The organism is Chryseobacterium limigenitum (assembly GCF_900114875.1).
In the GTDB taxonomy this organism is placed as follows: Bacteria; Bacteroidota; Bacteroidia; order Flavobacteriales; family Weeksellaceae; genus Chryseobacterium; species Chryseobacterium limigenitum.
The window spans coordinates 24,355-44,988 of record NZ_FPKW01000027.1 but is presented as its reverse complement, the minus strand read 5'-3'; the positions used below and the strand labels follow the sequence as shown (position 1 = coordinate 44,988).

General features: G+C 36.2%; 17 protein-coding genes. 7 read left to right on the top strand and 10 right to left on the bottom strand.

The features are described 5' to 3' along the window. The 7 genes from BT156_RS20125 to BT156_RS20095 form a co-directional block, all read left to right on the top strand. A partial coding sequence (locus BT156_RS20125; RefSeq protein ID WP_228430213.1) for an integrase core domain-containing protein occupies window positions 1-316 on the top strand: 316 nt, incomplete at its 5' end. A 145-nt stretch (window positions 317-461) separates the two neighbouring features. Continuing rightward, window positions 462-869: a nuclear transport factor 2 family protein gene (locus BT156_RS20120; RefSeq protein WP_072412725.1), complete on the top strand. Its 408-nt coding sequence runs from the start codon at window positions 462-464 to the stop codon at window positions 867-869. 75 nt (window positions 870-944) lie between these two features. Beyond that, window positions 945-1,382 (top strand): NmrA family NAD(P)-binding protein, encoded by a 438-nt coding sequence (locus BT156_RS20115; RefSeq protein ID WP_072412724.1) that lies wholly within the window; start codon window positions 945-947, stop codon window positions 1,380-1,382. Between the two features lie 14 nt (window positions 1,383-1,396). Beyond that, entirely contained in the window at window positions 1,397-1,756 is a 360-nt protein-coding gene (locus BT156_RS20110; protein ID WP_072412723.1) for a nitroreductase family protein, read from the top strand. Window positions 1,757-1,931: 175 nt separating this feature from the next. Beyond that, window positions 1,932-4,436, top strand: coding sequence for a PIG-L family deacetylase (locus BT156_RS20105; protein WP_072412722.1), 2,505 nt, complete (start codon window positions 1,932-1,934; stop codon window positions 4,434-4,436). Between the two features lie 100 nt (window positions 4,437-4,536). Beyond that, window positions 4,537-6,228 (top strand): sodium:solute symporter family protein, encoded by a 1,692-nt coding sequence (locus BT156_RS20100; RefSeq protein WP_072412721.1) that lies wholly within the window; start codon window positions 4,537-4,539, stop codon window positions 6,226-6,228. Between the two features lie 32 nt (window positions 6,229-6,260). Next, on the top strand, window positions 6,261-6,779 hold the full coding sequence (locus tag BT156_RS20095; RefSeq protein ID WP_072412720.1) for a DUF2911 domain-containing protein: 519 nt from the start codon (window positions 6,261-6,263) through the stop codon (window positions 6,777-6,779). A gap of 217 nt (window positions 6,780-6,996) precedes the next feature. Here the strand turns inward: BT156_RS20095 and BT156_RS20090 are convergent, their stop codons facing one another. From BT156_RS20090 to BT156_RS20045, 10 genes are all read right to left on the bottom strand, one after another. After that, window positions 6,997-8,064: a glycosyltransferase family 4 protein gene (locus BT156_RS20090; RefSeq protein WP_083582418.1), complete on the bottom strand. Its 1,068-nt coding sequence runs from the start codon at window positions 8,062-8,064 to the stop codon at window positions 6,997-6,999. Between the two features lie 11 nt (window positions 8,065-8,075). Continuing rightward, the gene (locus tag BT156_RS20085) at window positions 8,076-9,296 is read right to left on the bottom strand and encodes a DUF1972 domain-containing protein (protein WP_072412718.1); all 1,221 of its coding nucleotides are present in this window, start codon (window positions 9,294-9,296) and stop codon (window positions 8,076-8,078) included. A gap of 126 nt (window positions 9,297-9,422) precedes the next feature. Then, window positions 9,423-10,499, bottom strand: coding sequence for a glycosyltransferase family 4 protein (locus BT156_RS20080; RefSeq protein ID WP_072412717.1), 1,077 nt, complete (start codon window positions 10,497-10,499; stop codon window positions 9,423-9,425). A gap of 1 nt (window position 10,500) precedes the next feature. Beyond that, window positions 10,501-11,733 (bottom strand): glycosyltransferase family 4 protein, encoded by a 1,233-nt coding sequence (locus BT156_RS20075; protein ID WP_083582416.1) that lies wholly within the window; start codon window positions 11,731-11,733, stop codon window positions 10,501-10,503. Further along, window positions 11,681-12,421 (bottom strand): acyltransferase, encoded by a 741-nt coding sequence (locus BT156_RS20070; protein ID WP_072412715.1) that lies wholly within the window; start codon window positions 12,419-12,421, stop codon window positions 11,681-11,683. The genes BT156_RS20075 and BT156_RS20070 overlap by 53 nt, the downstream gene beginning before the upstream one ends. Beyond that, on the bottom strand, window positions 12,418-14,727 hold the full coding sequence (locus BT156_RS20065; RefSeq protein WP_072412714.1) for a hypothetical protein: 2,310 nt from the start codon (window positions 14,725-14,727) through the stop codon (window positions 12,418-12,420). Before BT156_RS20065 ends, BT156_RS20070 begins: the two co-directional genes overlap by 4 nt. Window positions 14,728-14,860: 133 nt before the next feature. Next, window positions 14,861-16,150 (bottom strand): O-antigen ligase family protein, encoded by a 1,290-nt coding sequence (locus BT156_RS20060; RefSeq protein WP_072412713.1) that lies wholly within the window; start codon window positions 16,148-16,150, stop codon window positions 14,861-14,863. A 3-nt stretch (window positions 16,151-16,153) separates the two neighbouring features. Then, window positions 16,154-17,269 (bottom strand): glycosyltransferase family 4 protein, encoded by a 1,116-nt coding sequence (locus tag BT156_RS20055; RefSeq protein WP_072412712.1) that lies wholly within the window; start codon window positions 17,267-17,269, stop codon window positions 16,154-16,156. Next, the gene (locus BT156_RS20050) at window positions 17,260-18,486 is read right to left on the bottom strand and encodes a lipopolysaccharide biosynthesis protein (RefSeq protein ID WP_072412711.1); all 1,227 of its coding nucleotides are present in this window, start codon (window positions 18,484-18,486) and stop codon (window positions 17,260-17,262) included. The genes BT156_RS20055 and BT156_RS20050 overlap by 10 nt, the downstream gene beginning before the upstream one ends. Beyond that, entirely contained in the window at window positions 18,483-20,630 is a 2,148-nt protein-coding gene (locus tag BT156_RS20045) for a GumC family protein (protein ID WP_139255534.1), read from the bottom strand. Before BT156_RS20045 ends, BT156_RS20050 begins: the two co-directional genes overlap by 4 nt. Window positions 20,631-20,634: the final 4 nt, after the last annotated feature.

Genomic DNA, 20,634 nt, shown 5'->3' with positions numbered 1-20,634 from the left:
CTTGATTTTCCATTCAGATAGAGGGATACAATATGCGTGTACAGAATTTACATCAATAGTCGGAAAAAACATTACTCGAAGCATGAGCGGAAAAGGAAATTGTTATGACAATGCTGTAGCTGAGAGCTTTTTCAAAACTCTGAAAACCGAACTTGTCTATCAAAATAAATATGAAACTAGAGATCATGCTAAAAACTCTGTGTTTGAATATATAGAAACATTTTACAACACTCACAGAAGGCATTCGGCTTTAGGAAATTTAACCATAAAAGAGTATCAAAATTTAATGTCTAATCAATCTAAAAATGTAGCATAAAGAGTATATAAATTTTGTCTCAAAAATAGTTGCAAGTTCATAGCACACTTACTTTCAATGTGGAAACTAATACTATTTTTAAATTTTCATCTTTATAAATTTGTTTAAAATTATATAAATAGATCAACAATATAAATAACAAAATATGACAACGGAAGTAAGAACAATTATCGATAAAATGTTTGAAGAATTTGCCAATCAAAACATTGATGGAATCGTTGAAACATTCAGTGATAATGCAGAATGTATCTATCATGGGACACAAATAATGCCTGCAGCAAAATTTAAAGGAAAAGAAGGCGTTCGTATGTTTTTTGAATTTAATATCAATGCACTTCGGGTAGTTTATTTCAATAAAACTCAATTTATTGAGGAAGGCAATAAAGTCGTAGTTCTAGGAAATGAGCATTTTATTTCCAATGAGGATAACTCTCACATCAGAAATAGCTGGGTACAGGTTTATACTGTAACCAATGGATTAATTTCCCGTATGGAAGAATTTGCTACTTCCGCACAACCGGAGCAATATGGCGGAAATGCCGGAGAACAGTGAATATAAAAGCATATTTACATTTATCTTATTCATTTATTATAAGATTTTCAATACAATTAAAAAACAAGTTAACGTATGGTTCTAATTACAGGCGCAACGGGAAATCTTGGATACGGTGTGATAGATCAATTATTGAAAATCGCGACCACAGATAAATTTGTTGCCCTAGCAAGAAATGAAGAGAAAGCATCTTCACTAAAAATAAAAAGGGTAGAAGTTCGGATGGGTAATTTTGAGGAGCCGGATAGTTTGGAAACTGCTTTTGCTGGTGTTGAGAAATTATTACTGATTTCTACAATGGAACAAAACCGGTTTGAACAACATAAAAATGTAGTAGATTCTGCTGTAAAAGTAGGTATTAAACACATTGTTTATACAGGTTTGGGAATCAGGGATATTCAAACTTCTCATGTTAAAGATTTGATGATTGACCATTTTCAAACCGAAGACTTATTGGGAAGAACAACGGCTCCGATTAACGAATTTCTAAAAGAAGTATATCAATTAAAATAGAATATCGATACATAATGAACATTATAGAAGCATTAAACTGGCGATATGCCACTAAAAGAATGACAGGAGAAAAACTTGATGAAGTTCTTGTAAACGAAATTATCGAAGCCGCTAGATTAACGCCAACTTCCGTAGGATTGCAGCCTTTTCATATTATCAAAATAAGTAATCCGGAAATCAAAAAACAGATTCAGCCTATTGCCTTTGGACAGCCACAGATTTTAGAAAGCTCGCATCTGCTTGTTTTTGCATCTTGGGATAAAGTTACAGATGAACAAATTGATATCGTGTACAACTACACAAATAATGAAAGAGGTGTCCCATTGAAAAAAGTAAGACAACCGATAGAACAGTTTGTAACAGAGATTAAATAAGATTAAAAAAATAAAATCATCTGCCAGAAGTTCTGTTTTTAAGTAGAAGTTTTAGGCAGATGATTCTACTGGATATGCAAATGAAATTTCCAGTTTGAGCTAAGTTAAACTGGTTTTTCTTTTAAGGTTGAAAGAAAAACGATTTACTTATATTTGCCTCGCAAAGCAAATTCAAATGTTCAAAAAAGTAATCATTGTATTTATTCTTGGCTTTTATTCGGTTTTTTGTTCGGCCCAACAGGTTCGGCCCTCCAAATCATCTGAAATTTACCGTGAACTCAAAACTCTTAAACAGCTGCCTAAAGTTTTATACCTTGCGGCTCATCCCGATGATGAAAATACAGGATTACTCTCCTGGTTAATCAACGATCAAAATGTAGAAACGGGCTATCTATCTTTAACCAGAGGTGATGGTGGTCAGAATTTATTGGGTACAGAACAGGGGGCTGCATTGGGTTTGATCAGAACGCATGAGCTTTTAGAAGCAAGAAAGTTGGACGGCGCCCAGCAGTTTTTTACCCGTGCGATTGATTTCGGTTTCTCTAAAAACACGACTGATACCTTTAAACAATGGAATGAAGACAGCATTATCGCTGATGTAGTTTGGGTAATCCGTAAATTCCGTCCTGATGTTATTATTTGTCGTTTTCCTCCTACTGCTGCGGCAGGCCACGGACAACATGCAGCTTCGGCCGTGGTTGCGGAAAAAGCTTTTAAGCTGGCAGGCGATAAAACCGCTTTCCCGGATCAACTAAAATATGTTAATGCATGGCAGCCAAAACGAGTATTGTGGAATACTTTCCGCTTTGGTGCAGTCAATACAACAGCTGAAAATCAACTAAAAGTTACTGTTGGTCAATATGATGCGCAACTGGGAATGGGCTATGGTGAATTGGCTGGATTAAGCAGAAGTTTACATAAAAGCCAGGGTGCGGGAACACAGTCTGTAGCCGGCATCAAAACTGAATATTTTTCCCATGTTATTGGCGAACCTGCAAAAGCAACACTTTTTGACGGAGTAACTAAAACCTGGACTTCACAAGGAAGCGCTGATATCGACCAATCATTAGATAAAATTATTTCAACTTTCAATTTTAATAATCCAGACCAGAGTTTACCTGCCTTGCTTGTTTTACGAAAAAAGGTCATGGCACTAAAAGATGCAGACCTAAAAAAGGATAAAATTAAATCTCTTGACAACATCATTTTAAGCTGTGCCGGATTTATGGGCGAGGTGGTGACCAATCAGGCTGAAGCTGTTGCCGGGGAGCATTATAATTTCAGGTTAAATTTGATTTCAAGAGCTGAAAATCCTGTCGTTTTAGACAATGTAAAATGGTTAAGTCAGTCAGAAAGTTTCAACAGAAAACTCTCAAAAGATTCTTTAATTACCATTCAGCATGACATTCAGATTCCTGCAGATGCAGCACTCACAGAACCTTATTGGTTGGCAAAATCTCCTACGAATGCAGCCACTTTCTCTGTTCCAAATGATACTTTAGTCGGTTTGCCTGAGGCAGAATCACCACTGAATGTTTTGCTTGATTTAAAAATAGGTTCAGATAAGCTTCAGGTTAAACTTCCTTTATCTTTCAAAAAATTAGATCCGGTACGTGGTGATGTGGTAGAAGCGTTGCGCATTGTTCCTGCATTGGAACTGAAATTTACACAATCACTTTATGTAGCCAAAGAAAATGAAGATTTACATTTGAGTTTAAATATTAAGGTTAATTCCAGCAAAAAGTTCAATAATGGAAAAGTAAACCTGATGTATAACGGAGAATGGTTAGGCGGCGCTGATTTAAATTCGCTCAATGGGAAAGATACGACCATCGATTATATTATTCCAAAAACTAAGCTTACTTCAATAAAGTCAGATCGTTTTCAACTGGATGCCAATTTTGTTGCAGATGGAGTCACTTATAATAAAAAACAAATATTAATTCAGTATCCGCATTTACCTTCCTTACAATATTTTGCGCCTGCAACGGTAACTGTAATGAAAGGCGATATTCAGGCAAAGGTTAAAAAAGTAGGTTACATACAAGGTGCGGGCGATTTCATTCCTGAGTTTCTGCGCATTGCAGGTATTCAGGTAGATGTTTTGAAAGACGAAGATTTTTATGGCAACATAGATGAATCTGCTGGAAACGGCAGTCAAAACAAGCTATCGCAATATGATGCCATCGTATTGGGTGTTCGTGCCAACAACACAGAAAAAAAATTAGGTCGCTGGATGCCTTTTTTATGGTCTTATGTAAAAGCCGGAGGTAATTTGGTGATGCAATATAACACCAATCAGGATACAACCGTAGACCAATTGGGGATGTACAATTTCAATATTGCCAATAAGAGGGTTACCGAAGAAAATGCTGAGGTTAAGTTTTTAAATCCAAATCATAAATTACTGAACTTTCCAAACAAAATTACTGCGGATGATTTTAAAGGATGGGTACAGGAGCGTGGCGCCTATTTCCCTGATCAATGGGATGCAGCGTATGAACCGCTTTTTGAAATGCACGATACAGGTGAAGAGCCTCTGCAGGGATCAACATTATATGCTAAATACGGGAAGGGTAATTTTATTTACACCCCGTTGGCATTTTTCAGACAGCTGCCTGCAGGAAATGTTGGGGCGGCACGTTTATTTTTTAACTTTTTATCTGCACAGAAAAACTGATGAACAAACCACTTAAAAATTGGAATATTTGGTACATACTATTAGCAGTTGCATTAGTGTTGCAGATCGCATTTTATTATTTGTTTACTAAATTTTGGGCATGAGTACTATAGATTGGACAGTTCTTATTTTTACATTGGTTGCAGTGGTTGTTTACGGCGTATTGATCGGTCGTGGCCAAAAAAGCAACGAATCCTACCTGAAAGCAGATAATAAAATGCCCTGGTACATTGTGCTTATAGGGATTATGGCTACGCAGGCAAGTGCCATTACATTTTTGTCAGCACCGGGGCAGGCTTATACGGACGGTATGCGTTTCGTTCAGTATTACTTTGGTTTGCCTTTGGCGATGATTGTGATCTGTATTACTTTCATCCCGATTTTTCAGAGATTAAATGTTTACACGGCTTATGAATATTTAGAAAACCGTTTTGATAAAAAAACAAGGGTACTCACTTCACTTCTTTTTCTTTTTTCCAGAGGTTTATCAACAGGAATCAGCATTTACGCTCCGAGTATCATCTTGTCAAGCGTTTTAAACTGGAATATTTATTTAACGAATGTTTTGACGGGTGGAATTTTATTGATTTACACCTATATTGGCGGTGCAAAAGCGATCGCCCACACTCAAAAATTACAGTTTCTCATTATTCTGGGAACCATGGCTTTTGCAGGTTATCTGCTTATTGAAAATATGCCGAATGGAATTGGTTTCAAAGATGCACTTTATCTGGCGGGAAAATCCGGAAAACTCAATGTAATCACCACAGAATTCGACTGGAAGGATAAATACAATATTTGGAGCGGGCTTATTGGTGGTTTTTTTCTGGCACTTTCTTATTTTGGAACAGACCAGAGTCAGGTCGGGAGGTATATTACAGCGAAAGACAATACCAATGCAAAAATGGGCTTGCTGTTGAACGGATTGGTGAAAATTCCGATGCAGTTTGCTATTCTCCTGATCGGTGCCTTGCTTTTCGCTTTCTTTTCTCTAAAACCGGCTCCGATTTATTTTAACGAACGCTCTTATCAACATTTAAAAGAAACACAACCTGAACAGGCCGCGGTTTTTGAAAAAGAACATCAGAATCTGCAAATAAAATTTAATGCAGAATCAAAAGAAATTCTACAATTGAAAGAAAATCATTCTCCCCGCCTTAACAAAACAATTCAGGATTTTAAAAATACACAAACCCAGGTAAAAGCACTTCACGGCAGGGTAGAAGAAGCGATCAATCATTCAAACTATAATGCTGAGAAAACGGATACCAATTATATTTTCCTGTATTTCGTAAAAAATACCTTGCCTGTAGGGATGATCGGTTTACTGTTTGCCGTCATTTTTCTGGCCAGCTGGGGTTCAATTTCCGCAGCCCTGAATTCCCTTGCCGCCTGCTCATTAAAAGATGTTCATTTGATATTTAAAAAAGAAATTCCTGATGATGCAACCGAACTGAAGTACAGTCGCCTGCACACTTTGGCCTGGGGTATATTCTCAATCGGCGTAGCCATGTTTGCCACTCAGATGGGTTCCCTTATCGAAGCGGTTAATGTATTAGGTTCTCTTTTCTACGGCCCGATATTGGGGATTTTTCTTGTCGCATTTTATTATAAAAAAATCGGCGGTTCCAATGTATTTATTGCTGCCATTTTATCAGAAATTGTGGTTATTGCTGTTTATAACTTCGATATCGTTTCTTTCCTTTGGCTTAATGTAATCGGAGCAGCGGCGGTCATTATATTTTCAGCAATCGGGTTATTGTTTTATAAGCCGAAAGCAGTAAATTCGTAAACAAACAAAATAAACATACAAACAAAAATATTATGAAAACAATCATTAAATCTGCTGCAGTAATTGTTGCGACAATGACAATCTCCTTGAATGCCTTTGCACAGGACACTAAAAAACCTGCCAGCCCTCCGGCTACTGCAACGGGGAAAATTAAAGATGCAACCGTTACCATTGCCTATAGCAGTCCGTCTGTTAAAGGGCGTACCATATGGGGTGGTTTGGAAGCTTATAATAAAGTTTGGCGTGCGGGTGCCAATGAAGCAACTACTTTCGAAACGGATAAAGACATTACCGTTCAGGGTAAAAAACTGCCTGCAGGTAAATACAGCTTTTTCTTAATCCCTAAAGAAAGCGGAACCTGGACTGCAATTTTTAACAAAGAGCCAAAACAATGGGGTGCTTATAAATACGAAGAAGCAAAAGATGCTTTACGTGTTGATGTAAAAACAAAAGCTTTACCAGCAACACAGGAAACTTTAGTGTATAAAATAAACAATAATGGATTCACAATGGATTGGGATAAGATCTCAGTTCCTGTAGAGATCAAATAAATTTGAATATCAGAAATTAAAATCCCGGTTAATCCGGGATTTTTTTTGTGAAAATTTTGATATTTGGAGTTGCTATACTTAGTACCAAAAAGTTATAATAAACCAAAAGTGAAAAAAATACTAGAACCTTATTAGGATTTAAAACCACGCTTCACTGCCGACTAAATATCATTTTTTCAAATGCCAACTCTTATATGATTTCATTTATAAGAGCTGTTTATGAATTTTCCATTTGTTTGATGTTATTTTTCCATGTTACAAAAAGATTGATAGTTTTGATCAGCTTAAATATTAGGATGAACGCAAGGAAAGAGAATAATATGGTGTAAATTGAATAGCTTTTGAAAAAAATTGCCTGAATAGCTAGAATCAAAATATTGATTGATAAAAAGATCAAAGTAATTTTTTTGTGAGACAGCCCCAATTGTAAAAGGTGATGATGGATGTGTGTTTTATCTGCTTTGAAGGCAGATTTACCTCTTAAAATTCTATCAGTATATACTCTTACAGAATCTATGACCGGGATGGTAAATACAAACAGAATGAAGAAGATGCCATAAGGGAAATGAGCTGTACTGTGGTCAAATTTCGTAATATAAATACCCAGACAAATTAATAGATATCCTAAAAATAATGCCCCTGAGTTTCCTAAAAATATTTTGTTTTTTTGAGAAAAATTGTACTTGAGGAAAGCAAGGATACTGCCAATAAACAAAATGCCAATTTTTGCAAGGCTAATGTTACCTTCTATAAGCATGATAACGAAAAAAAGACCAAAACTTATTCCCGCAACGCTCCCTGCCAATCCATCTATTCCATCGATCAGATTAAAGGAGTTCACTGCAGTAGTAATAACCAAAACGGTAAGAATATATTGCAGGTAAATGTTGATTTCATAGACTCCTAACAGTCCGTACAAAGAAGATATTCTGATTCCGGATGTTGCTATTATTACACTCACACAGAGTTGTATCCCCAGCTTATAGATTGCCTTGATGTCCGTTTTGTCATCTAAAGTTCCTACCAAAAGCATAATGTATGATGTGATGATGATGGGAAGTATCTCTTTCGGGCTGTTACTGACGGTAACACCCATTAGTAAAATAACAACAATGCCTATGACTAAGCCTCCAATTAAAGGAATTGCCGTCTGATGAACTTTTCTTGAATTGGGAACATCTACTAATTTAAGTTTTTGGGCAGCAGTTCTCATCAGCGGAATGATACACATTGATAGAGTGAAAGCAAGGATTCCCAGTATGGATAGTTCTATTAAATTTTTCATGGTGTTTGATTTTAAGCGGTTTTATTTGAACTGTTGAATAGTTGTATATTTTTCAAATGTTCCAGATTATATTTTTCAAGAATTTTTTTGTCTAATTCTGAAATCACAGGGTAAACATTGGTTTTTTTATTGACCGTAAAGGTTTCTTCAATTAGCTGACTGTATTTTTTTGCGATTTTTTTCCAGGTATATCTTCTCTCTGCTATTTTCTTCATCTGTACGGCACAATTCTGCAGATCTTCTTTTTTAATTTCAGTTAAGACATTTTTAAGATCTTCCTCATTGGAGAAATAAAAAGCCTGGTGCTCTGTTGTGGTTCTGTTGTAAGAAACTCCATTGCTTATAATGGGCAATCCTAAAAACATCGCTTCTACTAAAGAAGGATTGGTACCGCCTGCAGAATGCCCGTGAATGTAGACAGAAGCATTTCCGCGGATAAGGTCTATGAGTTCCTGATCATAAATAGGATCCAGAAGGTGAATATTTTTAAAGCCTGAATATTGCTGTTTCATATCGATACCATACTGGCTGTTTTTCCAGTTGCCAACCAATACCAGTTTTCGGTCAGGAAGTTCACTGAAAACTTTTAGAATAGTATGGACATGATTTTCCGGTTCTATTCTGCAGACTTTTACTGCATATTCTTCTGATAAAAAAGGGTATTTTTCTCTGTTTTCAGAATTTGGAGTCAAATTGACTTTTGTATGGTCTGCACCATATTCTATGACTCTGCTGATCGTTTTATATCGTAAAGAAGTATAATCCTGAATAGACTCATTATCAGAAATATCAATATGAGAAAACCCCACAGCCAGTTTTTCTGCCCACCACAAATATAATTTTGCAGGTAAAGACCATTTGTCTCTTTTCCATTCTATACCATCAATCGAAATGATGATTTTTTTCCGCGTAAATAGTTTTACAAATGGTAATAACCACGCGCCTGCAACTCCTAAAACCAATAAAACATCACTTCGGAATAATGCGTGAAAAATAGACCAGGTATCATAGGGGATACTTTGAATCCCATTGGCATCAAGAGGAAGGTATTTTAGTTTTGCGCCTTTCCAGCTTTTGATTCTTTCTTCTTTTGTATATTTTTTTGACGAGCAATAAACTGTGAAATCGTAAGTATCGGCAAGCTCTTCTACAAGGTGCGCCGTCAAAGTTTCGAATCCTCCATATTTAGCGGGTAAACCCACAGTTCCGATAATGGCTACTTTTGTCTTCATAATAGATGTATTTGATAACAGTATTACTATTCATATTCCAAAAATAAAATTGTTTTTAAGTAATTAAAAATCAGTAACTTAAATCTTATTATACACGGTGCCAAGTTCCAAAAAATGGAAAATAAATTACAAATTGGAAATAATCTGCAGAGATTCTTTTTCAAAATAGGCTTCTGAAAACAAAAGACTTGTCTGATAAGATGTCTCGCTGAAAGATTGGTACACGTCTGAATTGCTCAATATATAAGTAATCTTTTCAGATAATTCGTCGACATTTTTAGAGTTGATCAAAAATCCGTTTTTACCGTCTTTCACCAATTCGGTCACCCCGCCAACCGGAGGAACAATTGCCGGAAGACGATAGCGCATTCCTTCCAGAATAGTCAGTCCGAAAGTCTCTATCCAAAGATCTGGATGCGATAAATTGACAATGATGCTTGCTTCCCGATAAAAAGGATGGGTATTGGTTTGTGTAGGATAGATGGTAAGATTATCCGGAATTGTTTTTCCTCTAAAATACTCCTGTATTTCTTTTTCAGAAGCATTCACAACCAATTTGAATAGGTAGCTGTTGTTTTTTTCTGCTAATTTTAAAAATTCGTCAACGCCTTTGTATATTTTTAAAGAACAGATCATCAGGACAATAGGAACGGGCTTTTCCACATATTGGAACTGATCTGCCTGATCTGTAAAATCACTTTCCAAAACATTATAGAGAATGACCTGACGATCTATCAGAGATTCCTGTTGTAAGAGATACTCTGAAACAAAAACGATCTTATCAGCAGTGCGTTTTGCCATTCCGAAAAGAAAATTTTTAAATATTTTAGGTTTAACGGAGGTTTCGTGGATATGATAAATGATTTTGCAGCCTTTTATTTTTCCGGCAATCGCTGCCCCAAAAGGAAGTACCGTATTAATATAGACGACGTCTTGCTTTTTTAGAAAAAACAAAAGCTTGATCATCAAAAGAAACTGACTCACAAAAAAATTAGCTATTCTGACCCATGAGCTGGGAGAGAACCGATACCAAAAGAAGTGATTTTTAACGTTGGGTATATCGGAAAGAAACCCTGTTCTTCCCCCGGAAGTAAAAAGATGGGTGTCTATTTCGTTTTTTGTCCAGGCTTTCAAAAGCTGCATCAGCACTTTCGGACTTCCGCTGTAATCGTTCAATAAATGGATGGCAACAATTCTTTTCATCTTAAAGCTGGTTATAAATGTTGTTGAGATGTTCTCCTCTTTTTTCCCAGGAGAATCTTTCAAGATAATGCTTTCTGGCTCCGGTACTCATTTCTTTATGAAGATTTTTATCCAAAAATAATCTGAGCAATGCGCCGCTTAAGCCTTCTACGGTCTTATTATATTTCTGTTGGGGAACTGTAATACCACACTGATGATTCACAAATTCTCCTGGACCTTCATTTTGAAGGCATACCACCGGTAATCCAAACGAAAGCGCTTCCGGAACCACCATTCCTGCTCCTTCGTGGGAAGGAAAAAGAAATACGGAAGCTTTTTGGTACATTTTCATCAGGTCTCTTCGGTCGATCCATTCAATGATTTCAATATAATCATTCATCTGGTTTTCGGTAATAAGATGCAGGTAAAATTCTTTTTGTTCACCTGTTCCTACCAGTATCAGTCTGCATTGCGCCCTGTTTTTTTCCGAAAGTTTATTGATAAATCCGGCAAATGATCTTATGGTTAAATCAAAACCTTTTAACGGAACAAATCTTCCCACGCTCATCACCGTAAAATCAGATTTTACAGCAATCTCATTGCTTTGAAAAAAATCTTCTGAAGCTACGGACGGACAGAGGGAATATTTGTTTTCAGAAAGGTTGAGCTTTTCAGGAACTCCCTTATTCATACACCAGATATGATCTGAATGTTTGATGGTGTTCTTCAATGAAGGCGAAAAATTCCAGAAGAAATTTTTAATCATCCATGTGAGACGGTCTTTTATAAAATATTTTTTCGAATAATCTTGCAGATATTGCTTTGGAATCAGCGGATGATGTCCTACAGGTCCCCATACCATTGGTTTATTAAGCTTCCATAAAAAACTTGGGGTCCAGTCGTTATGAAAATTGACGTTATGCACAATATCAAAGTCTAGTTTTTGTTTTTTAATAAACGAAACAATACCTTTCTGCCACAGATAATAGTACAGCATTGCTCCCCGGTTTCCCTTTTTCCAGAAACGCATCCAATAGGGAAGATCAAAATAGAGAAAACTCATATTCTGATAAATGGTATCAGGATTTTCTGCCATATATTTCTCAATATGTTCTCTGTTATTTTCCCTTGTGATAGCGATCACTTTTCGGAATCTGGCAATTTGATACACAAAATTCCAGCCCATCGCATCTTCTGAACCTTTATACGGATTCACTGCGTAGCAGGTTGCCAGTACAGTTTGATTGGTTGTCATGAGCTCTTGTTTTTAATAGTTTTGCAGGAATACCTCCTATAATGCTGTTGTCGGGAAAAGATTTTGTAATGACACTTCCTGCCGCCAAGATGCAGCCATCACCAATCTCTACACCGTCTAAAATGGTAACTTTACTGCCGATCCAGCAGTTTTTCCCGATTTTGATCCCTTTTCTGCTAACCCCCTGATGTCTTATAGAAATATCAAGATCTTCATAATTATGATTCTCCGGATGACAGCTCAGGTACTGTCCAACGATGCATTCATCGCCGATTTCCAGTCCTCCGGAACCTCCCAGATACGCAAACTCTCCGATGCCTACATTGTTTCCTATTTTTATCTTTTCTCCGATATTATTGAAAGAAGTGGAAACGATGATTCTGCTGAAAGCTCCGATGGAAACATTATTTCCGAACTCTATTCCCTGTTTTGACAATGAAGAAACATAGACATCACTTCCCAGTCTCAGGAATTTCCCCCATTTCATTTTTGAAGGATTGAAAAAGCTGACTCTTTTCCCTAAAAGCATTCCTTTTGGATTTTTAAAGAAGAAAATAACCTTTAATCCCCTGATGATGCTCCAGAGTTGAATCCATATCAGCTGAAGAATGGCTCTGGAGTTCAATGCATCATCTATCGTAAAATCAGGATTTCTAAGTCTTATGATTTTTTCAACAATTGTTCTCATTTTGCCGTAATTATGGTGTTCATTATAGTGCCTAAAGTGGTTTCAAGATCATTATTTTCGATGGAAAGATATTTTATATTCTGGTCTTTCTTTTCCAGTTTTGAAAACAATTGGCTGTATTCTGCAGTCAGATCACATATAGATTTGTAAGAAAGTTCTTTTTTTCTACTGAGGATTTTTTCGGGTGTAGCATAAAGAAAGAAATTAAATTTAGGTTTCATCAAAAAATGGTATCCGCCTTCTGTAACAGCCTTTGGAAGTTGAATATTACTCCGTTTTGCATCAGCAATAAAGTCGAAATAATATCGGTCATACAAAACTATTTTTCCTCTTAAGACATATTTGAGGTAAATGATAAACTGCCCTAAAATATAATCTGTGTAATAATACCCGAATCTGAATAAGGAAGAAACAGAGCTTTTATTGTTCCCTTGTCTTGGCAGAGAATTTACCGCATCCTGGTGTGCTTTTTCCTTACCTTTGGTCCAGACACTTAAAATAGGAAGAAGGGAAGGTCTGTGTCTCAAGACTTTTACAGGTCTTCGGTACCGTTTCTCTATCAGCTCAGAAACTTCAGAAATGACGGTGGATTTTCCCGCTCCGTCTACACCGCTGAATGTCATGATAAATCCTTTTTCTGAGAAAGAATCTTTCAGATAATAGTATACATTTTTCACAAAATGGAATCCTTTGTTGCAAGCTTGCTTTTTCAGAGCTTTTATGATTGTTTTTTTATCATCTGTTTTTTGAGAATCCACATGTTCTGAAACAAAATTCTTATACAGATCCGGAATTTCCGATTCATTAAGATGATAAAACAGGTGAATAAACCGGGCTGTATCTTTTTCCGAAACTTGATGGACTCCAAATCTGTTTTTGATTTTGTTTTCCAGAACTTCATTTGTATTCATGATCTGCAGATATTTCCATTTCAGCTGAGAGATGAGGTCAAGGTTAAGAATTTCATTATGCTTGGTGATAATTCTTACAGAGTACATAAACGATTTTTTAACGGTTGTAACGTTTTGTACAAGACTGTTGGCAGATAAAAAAGCTATCATCTTTTTTGCATTTCGGGAAGATATAATCATATCGATATCAGAATTTAATTTCAGATTTTCAGGAGCTTCGTTGTGAAATTTTAATGTAGCATAAGGGGTATGATACAGCTGATCAAAAACATCCATGATCAAAAGTTCTCTCTCTGTATTATTTTCTGTAAGAAAAATATTCAAAGCTTCAGTCCAGGTCTGTAAAAGCCAGTGAATCTGTACATGCCATTTTTCCTGTTCCGAATATATTTTAAGATATGATAATAGGTTGGTGAGAAGATAGAATTTTAAATACTTTTCAAGTTCTTTATCGTCATACTGAAAGGCTATTGCATTTTTTTCCTTAATCTCTTTAAAAATATTTTTCCAGGACTTTTTCTGAATTAAAATACCGTTTTGGATGATGAAATGAAAAAAATCAAACCCTTTTGGTCTTTCGAAGGATGCCAGTTCCCAATCATAAATTGCCAGTGTATGATCTTTTATATAGCAGTTCCAGGAAGTAAAATCACCATGAGAAAAAGAAAGATCTATGCTTTCATTTTCATTGATATAGGTAAGAATCGTATTGAGTTTTCTTATCATGTTGGGCGGGATTCTTTCGTCTCTGATTGCACTGAAATGTTCTTTCAGGCTCTGAAAATACTTCCATTCCGATATTCTGCAGCTTCCCTGATATCTTTCTTTAACTCCCTGCAGAGCTTTGGCATGAATTTCCCCAAACTCATTTTTTCTATTCCCGTTTTCAGAAATATCGCTGAGCTGCAAAATGCTTTCATTATAAAGTAAAGCCGATGGAACAGTATACAGGCTGCTTTTTGCGGCATAGCTAATAGCGGTCCATTCTTTTTTAATGAGTTTTTTTGCATTTACGGTGTCTGCTATTTTATAAAAGCACCCATTAGAGAATAAGAGACATTTATTATTAGGACCTACAGTTCCTGTAAAAATGGCCCAATCGTTTTCAATGTCGAAAATAGGTTTTTCATCTGCGATATAATGCAATGTCTCTTTCTTGAAAGCCAGTTTCTGTAAACGAAGTACAAATAGTAATTTAACAAGCAATGAGAATATTTTTGCCTTAAAGGTGGCTATATTATAGAATTTTAAAAATAGCGGTTTTTTTGAATTTGAGTTCCAAAACCATCTCACACTTCCATCGGGATTAGGGATGTAGGAAAAAGAAATTTTCACGCTTCCCGGCTGCTGTTTTGTAAACAATCTGTATCCTGTATTCTTAAATATATTCTTCATGGCGTTTCTTGTATAGTAAAATAGGATGTAAATAGTTTGCCAAGTATTTAAATGTCTATATTTCAGTATTTTATATTTGATTGTTTGGTTTTTATTTTCCAAAAAATGGAAAAATAGTGTAAAGGTTGGAATTTCAGACTGTAAGATCCGGCCGTTTTTTTCTTAATATAATTTTTTGGGGACGGGTAAGATGATTATTGTTCCTGAAGGCAATGGAAAAAATGATGATCTGGTAAAACATGATGCCATAATTACTCTCACCAAAGATTCCAAATTCTGTGAAAGAATTAATAACAATAGGAATCAGGATTCCGATCAGCATAAGCTTAGTTTCTTTTTGTTCGGATAAAATGGATTTCACGGTAAAAAATACCTGAAATAAAACAATTGTAAAACCAACGAATCCCAGATTCATCAGTACCTGCATAAAGGTATTATGGGTCATTTTTCCGGGATAGGTATGGGCACTCTGGAAAAACTCTTTGTAGTCGATCCGCATAAAACCAAAACCAAAAAGGGGCTCTCTTGGAAGGCCTTCTGTAATGAGTGCTTTCCAAAAAGGCAGTCTTCCTGTAAGGCTCATTACTTCTTCTAATCTCTCCTGATCACCGCCTTTTAAAATAACCGTGTATACAGCAAAAGGGGCAACCATGGCAACAAGCGCCAGAATAGAAAATTTCAGTGTTTTTTGTTTGGTTTGATTGATGTGAAAAAATATAATAAGCAACACCCCGATCAGAGAAGATCTCGATCCTGTCATATATAGGGCATACATGATGATAAGAATTTTGATGATGGTCCATACTTTATTTTTAAAGCGGTAAAGGTCAAAAATAAGACAGGCACATCCTACACCGGCGAGCATTCCCAGTTCGTTGGGATTCATTAAAGTTCCGCCAAGTCTTGCTTCCTCACCGCCATCTGTGAGACGGAAAAAAACATCCGGAGCTACCCACATTCCAATAACGAAAACCAATTGAAGGATAAAAACCGTGTTTCCAAGCAAATGATAGAGCCTGATAGTATGTCCTTCAAAATAGATATCCAGAATTTTAAGGCTTTTCACAAAAAAGTAGGCAAAAACAAAGCTCTGAAAAGTCATAAACCACTGCAGGGCACTAAAACCCGGGTTGGTACTCCAGGAAAAGGAGATAAACCCCAACATAAGGTAGGTCATGTAAAGAATAGGCGAGAAGATGTTTTTGTAGGCAAGAGAATTGATGCTGCCATACCTGATTATTTTCTGATAAATAAGTATAGATGAAAACATAACGCCCATTCTTCCCACTACTTTTATGGCTCTTGTAATCGCGACATTCTCACTCCATGTAAAAAAGCAGGCAACCATTAATAAAAGGACAATAAAAAGCTGGCTGTTTATTGTTTTTAAAAATTTTTGATGGGATATAGGTAAAGTTTCCATGTTTTAAAGATGATAAAGTCTGGAATTCATTTCAGTGATAATATGTTCCCAATCGAATGCTTTTTCAACCATTTTCAGTGCATTTTGAGAAGTTGTATCATATCGGTTTTTATCTTTCCAGATGGTATATATTTCCCACATGGCCTGTAGTAATAACTCCCGGTCAGGGTAGGGAATGGTAATACCGGCACCATATTCTTCAATTAAATAACCGATATTGGTGTTTTTGGTGACGATACAAGGCTTTCCAAAATTAGCGGCTTCTATAACCGAAACAGGGAGGCCTTCATTTCTGGAAGGGTGCACAAAGACATCCATCTGATTCAGCAGCGAATTCTTTTCATCTCCAAATTTACTTCCCAACAGTTCTACTTTTTTTTCAAGCTGAAGCTCTTTTATTTTTTGCTGAAGTTGATGCTTTTCATTGCTGTCTCCAATGATCCAAAGCTTTGCATCAGGAATTTCTTTGATAAAATCTGAAAAGCTGTCCATAAGAATATCCAGTCCTTTGGTAAAAATATCGAGTCTTCCGATAAAGCCGAACAGGATCGTGCTGTTGTTTGCTTTTTCAGGAAAGCTGTTGACTATTTTGTCAAATCCATAGGGGATAAGAACGGTTTTGTCTGTCGGAAATATAGATTGGAGTCCCTCTATTTCACTTTCGCCGATGCAGTGTATTTTGGTTGCATTTCCGATTACTTTCTTTTCACAAAACCTGAAATAGATTTTTTTCACCCATTTATTTTTGTTCATGGCAATCGTATTGTAAGCGCCGTGAGGGGTAATTACAAATTTGCGCTGATGTTTTTTCAGGAATTTACTTAAAGAGTAATATACCGGAATCCATCCTCCATGAAGATGAAAAATAGTGTTATGATTTGCATTCAGAATTTCTTTTGTAAGGGCTTTAGGAATAGAAAAAGGGTTCTTACTTTTTTGAAAAACTTTGGTTTTAAAATTTCTTTCCGGATAATTAACCTCTGTGTTTTCAGCAATTCCCCACACTTCTACCTTCCCGGATTTTTCTGCCTGCTGAGTCGCCAGATTGTACACGACTTTATTCACCCCGTTCATTTTTTCGGGATTGGCTTTGCCTAATATAATATGCACTATGCCCATACAGAAATATTTTTTTTGTTAAGAAGAATCTTCCAGTACACAATCATTAGAATCTGATTGATCACAAGGCCTGAAACGGCTCCGTACAGTTCAAAATACTTTAAAAGGAAATGAAAACTCAGGAGCGAGAAAACAAAAGAAATGCAATAACCGATAAAGAAAGCTTTATTTTGTTCCAAAATTCTGATGGCGATTCGGGTAGGGTAGCTGTAAAGGATAACGATATACAAAACGGATATTAGCCGGATAACAAAACCATACTGATGATATTTCTGCCCTCCGAGAAAAGTAATAAGAGGTTCTGAAAAGATAAAGAAGCCGGCAATAAGAATTCCCAGTACCATCATTCCTTTCGACATATTTTTAAGAAGTTCTTTTTTTTCCTGTCCTTTATTTTGATAATGAAGCTGGGCCGTTTTCGGAAGATAATAGTTTTCAACAGTCTGCAGAACAATATTAATGACTCCAAAAAAAGACTGAACAAGCCTTAATGCTCCCAACGCATTAATACCAAGATAAATACCTGCGACCAGAGTAAAGAAGTTATTTGAAAACCATTGTACAACAGAGGCGCTCAGGAGCCATTTTCCTTCCATAAAATGATAGCGGAAGAATGAACTGTTTTTGAAGCTAAAGTCTGAATTTCTTATACAGTAGATGATTCCCGGAATGGATGCTGCAAAATTAATAATACCTATGATATACAGGCTTTTAAATAAATTAAGACTCTGTTCAAACCAGATTAAAGGGAAAACAGCCAGAAAAATGCTGTCAATAAAAAGTACGAGGTAAATGCGATCAACTGTCAATAAGATCTTTCTGACAAAATCCTGAAAAATATAGGCAGTTGTAAAAAGAATAACCGCGGATAAGTTTTTCTTAAAAAATTCTATGGCGGAAATAGGTAAAAACTGGGCTGTAAACAATAGCAAAGCAAAAATAAAGATCAACAGCAAAGCAGCCTGAAAAACAAATCCCAGCGATTTTCTGCTGAATTCTTTTGCTGCTGAAATCTGGAATGGCTGTACAATAACTGCATTGCAGATCCCGACAAGAAGATAGGTGACCAAAAGAACGGAAGAAAACAAACCAAAATCTGAAATACTCAGTTTCCTGGCCAGTAAAAAAGTAAGCAGAAAGTTGGATCCACTGAATATCAGCTGATCTGTGAAGACCAGAGATGATTGTTTGGACGCTATTTCTTTCAGCTTTTTCACCGTTTATTTTTTTTGATTAATTTTTTTACGGTTGTGAGAATGCTCGGATTGTAGCCTTCTTTATTAAGGATGAACCATAGATTATCAAGCTTATATTCATCTTTTAGCAGTTCTACACTCATAATGCTCTTGGTGGCTGTTTTCCGGCTGTCTAAAAGGAAAAGATTCTGATCGGCAATTTTCAGAAAAAGCAGCGGCATTTTTCCTTGTCTGATGGCCTGATTATTAACAATACAAACGTCCGTACTTTTTATTTTTTCGCGGATCATGTTGTGAATATCCGTTGAGGTAAGTTTAAGATTTTCATCTCCGGAAAAATTGATATAATGCTCTGCCTGAATATCTTTCAAGGTATTTGAAACATCCACCACCAGAACTTTTTTTGATTGCATCTGTAGTGCTTTGATGAGATTTTTGGCGTGGAAGGTATGATGTTCGGGATTGTCATAGGAAGTGATGCAGATGGTATTTTTTTCTGCGATGATGCCTTTGAGTTCCATTTCAAGAATGTTCTCAAGAAAATAATAAGGTATTCTTTCTCTTTTTTTAATAAAAGGGGTTGTGAAAGCGATGGGGATGGAACTGTTTTTCTCGATCGTATATACATCATTTACTTTTGCTTTGGCAAAATGGATGGCATAGATAAGAGCAATAGATCCGATCATGCTCATAATAGCTGCCACAATGATAATGATGGAACGCATGGGAGATACAGGATGGGTAGAAATCTCTCCTCTGGTAATAATTTTGTGAAATGAAATTTTCGCTGCTTTGGCAATTTCAGCATCTATTCTTTTTTCATTTAGAAAATTATAATTTTTTTCATAAAGATTAAACTCTCTGTTCATGATGTTGAGGAGCTTTTCTTTTTCCGGTAAGCCTACAAAAGCCTGTTCAGCGACGCGGATATCCTGATCGATATCATTGTATTTGATCTGTAGATTTTTTTGTGTATTCCTGATACTTTCGGTTTGATAGTCTGTAAGATCTTTGATTTTAGTATCTATTATTTTTACCTTTTCATGTTCTGGGGTGTAGGTGAGAAGAAGATCCTTTTTTTCTGCCTGTAATTGCTTTATATTTTTCATCATTTCCGTGGAAAGAAGATCGTTAAAGGCCTCAAAATTGGTGGCAAGATCCAGATAATTGTCTTTACCCTGTGCCACATATCCGTTAAGATCCTTTATCGCATCCAAATTCATTTTCAGATTGCTTTTCTGGATTTTGAGCTGGGATATTTTCCTAAGATCGGTCTCTGTTTCCTGTGGAATATTGATGATGTTTTCCTTATTTTTGTAGTTTTCAATTTGATTCTCTACATCAGAAAGTTTATGATTGGCCTGCCCAATTTCTCCTTTGAGGAAATCTACAGTAGTATTGGCGGCACGGTATTTATTTTCAATATAATCCTGAATGTAGGTTTCTGCAAGGGTATTGACGATCAATGCCGCTTTTTCGGGTACATTGCTTTTATAATTGATCCTGATCACCGGAACGTCTTTGTCCACAGAGACGATATCCAGGTTTTTATTGATGTTATCCAGAAGTTTTTCTCTGCTTAAAAATTCAATTTCATATTGATCGATGATTTTAACATCTGGTCTGGACTGGATGTAATTTTCATTCAGGCTGATGAGTATTTGTCCATTGTCTATATGAACCGGAGTTCCGAAATTTCCCTTTTTCGGTGTGGCAGTACCGGGAACGGTAATAGAGTAGGCTTGTTTGGATAGGACGTTTAACAGGAATTTTTTATCATTATTTTTATCATCACTGAAGGTTGCTGCTACTTTAATAGGCGAATCATTAAAAAGCTCAACCGACTGAACCTTTCCCTTTCTGTAGATTTCTGTAGATAAAGGGAGCTTCGAGAGTGTTTTCTCTATCAGTGAGGTCGATTTTAAAACCTCGATCTCTGTACTGATTTTGTTGGCAGAGGCAAACACATCGAAATCTTTAAAAAGATTGGCACTGGGAACGCCCTGCTGGGTATCAGCAAGTTTTAATTTTGCTGTGCTTTCATACATCGGTGTTACATAGTTGAGGTATTTTTTTGCCGCCAATACAGAAATGACTATTGCCAGGATAACAATGGGCAAACCTCTTAATAAAGGTTTCAGAAAGCGTACATTTTCGTTATTCATGATC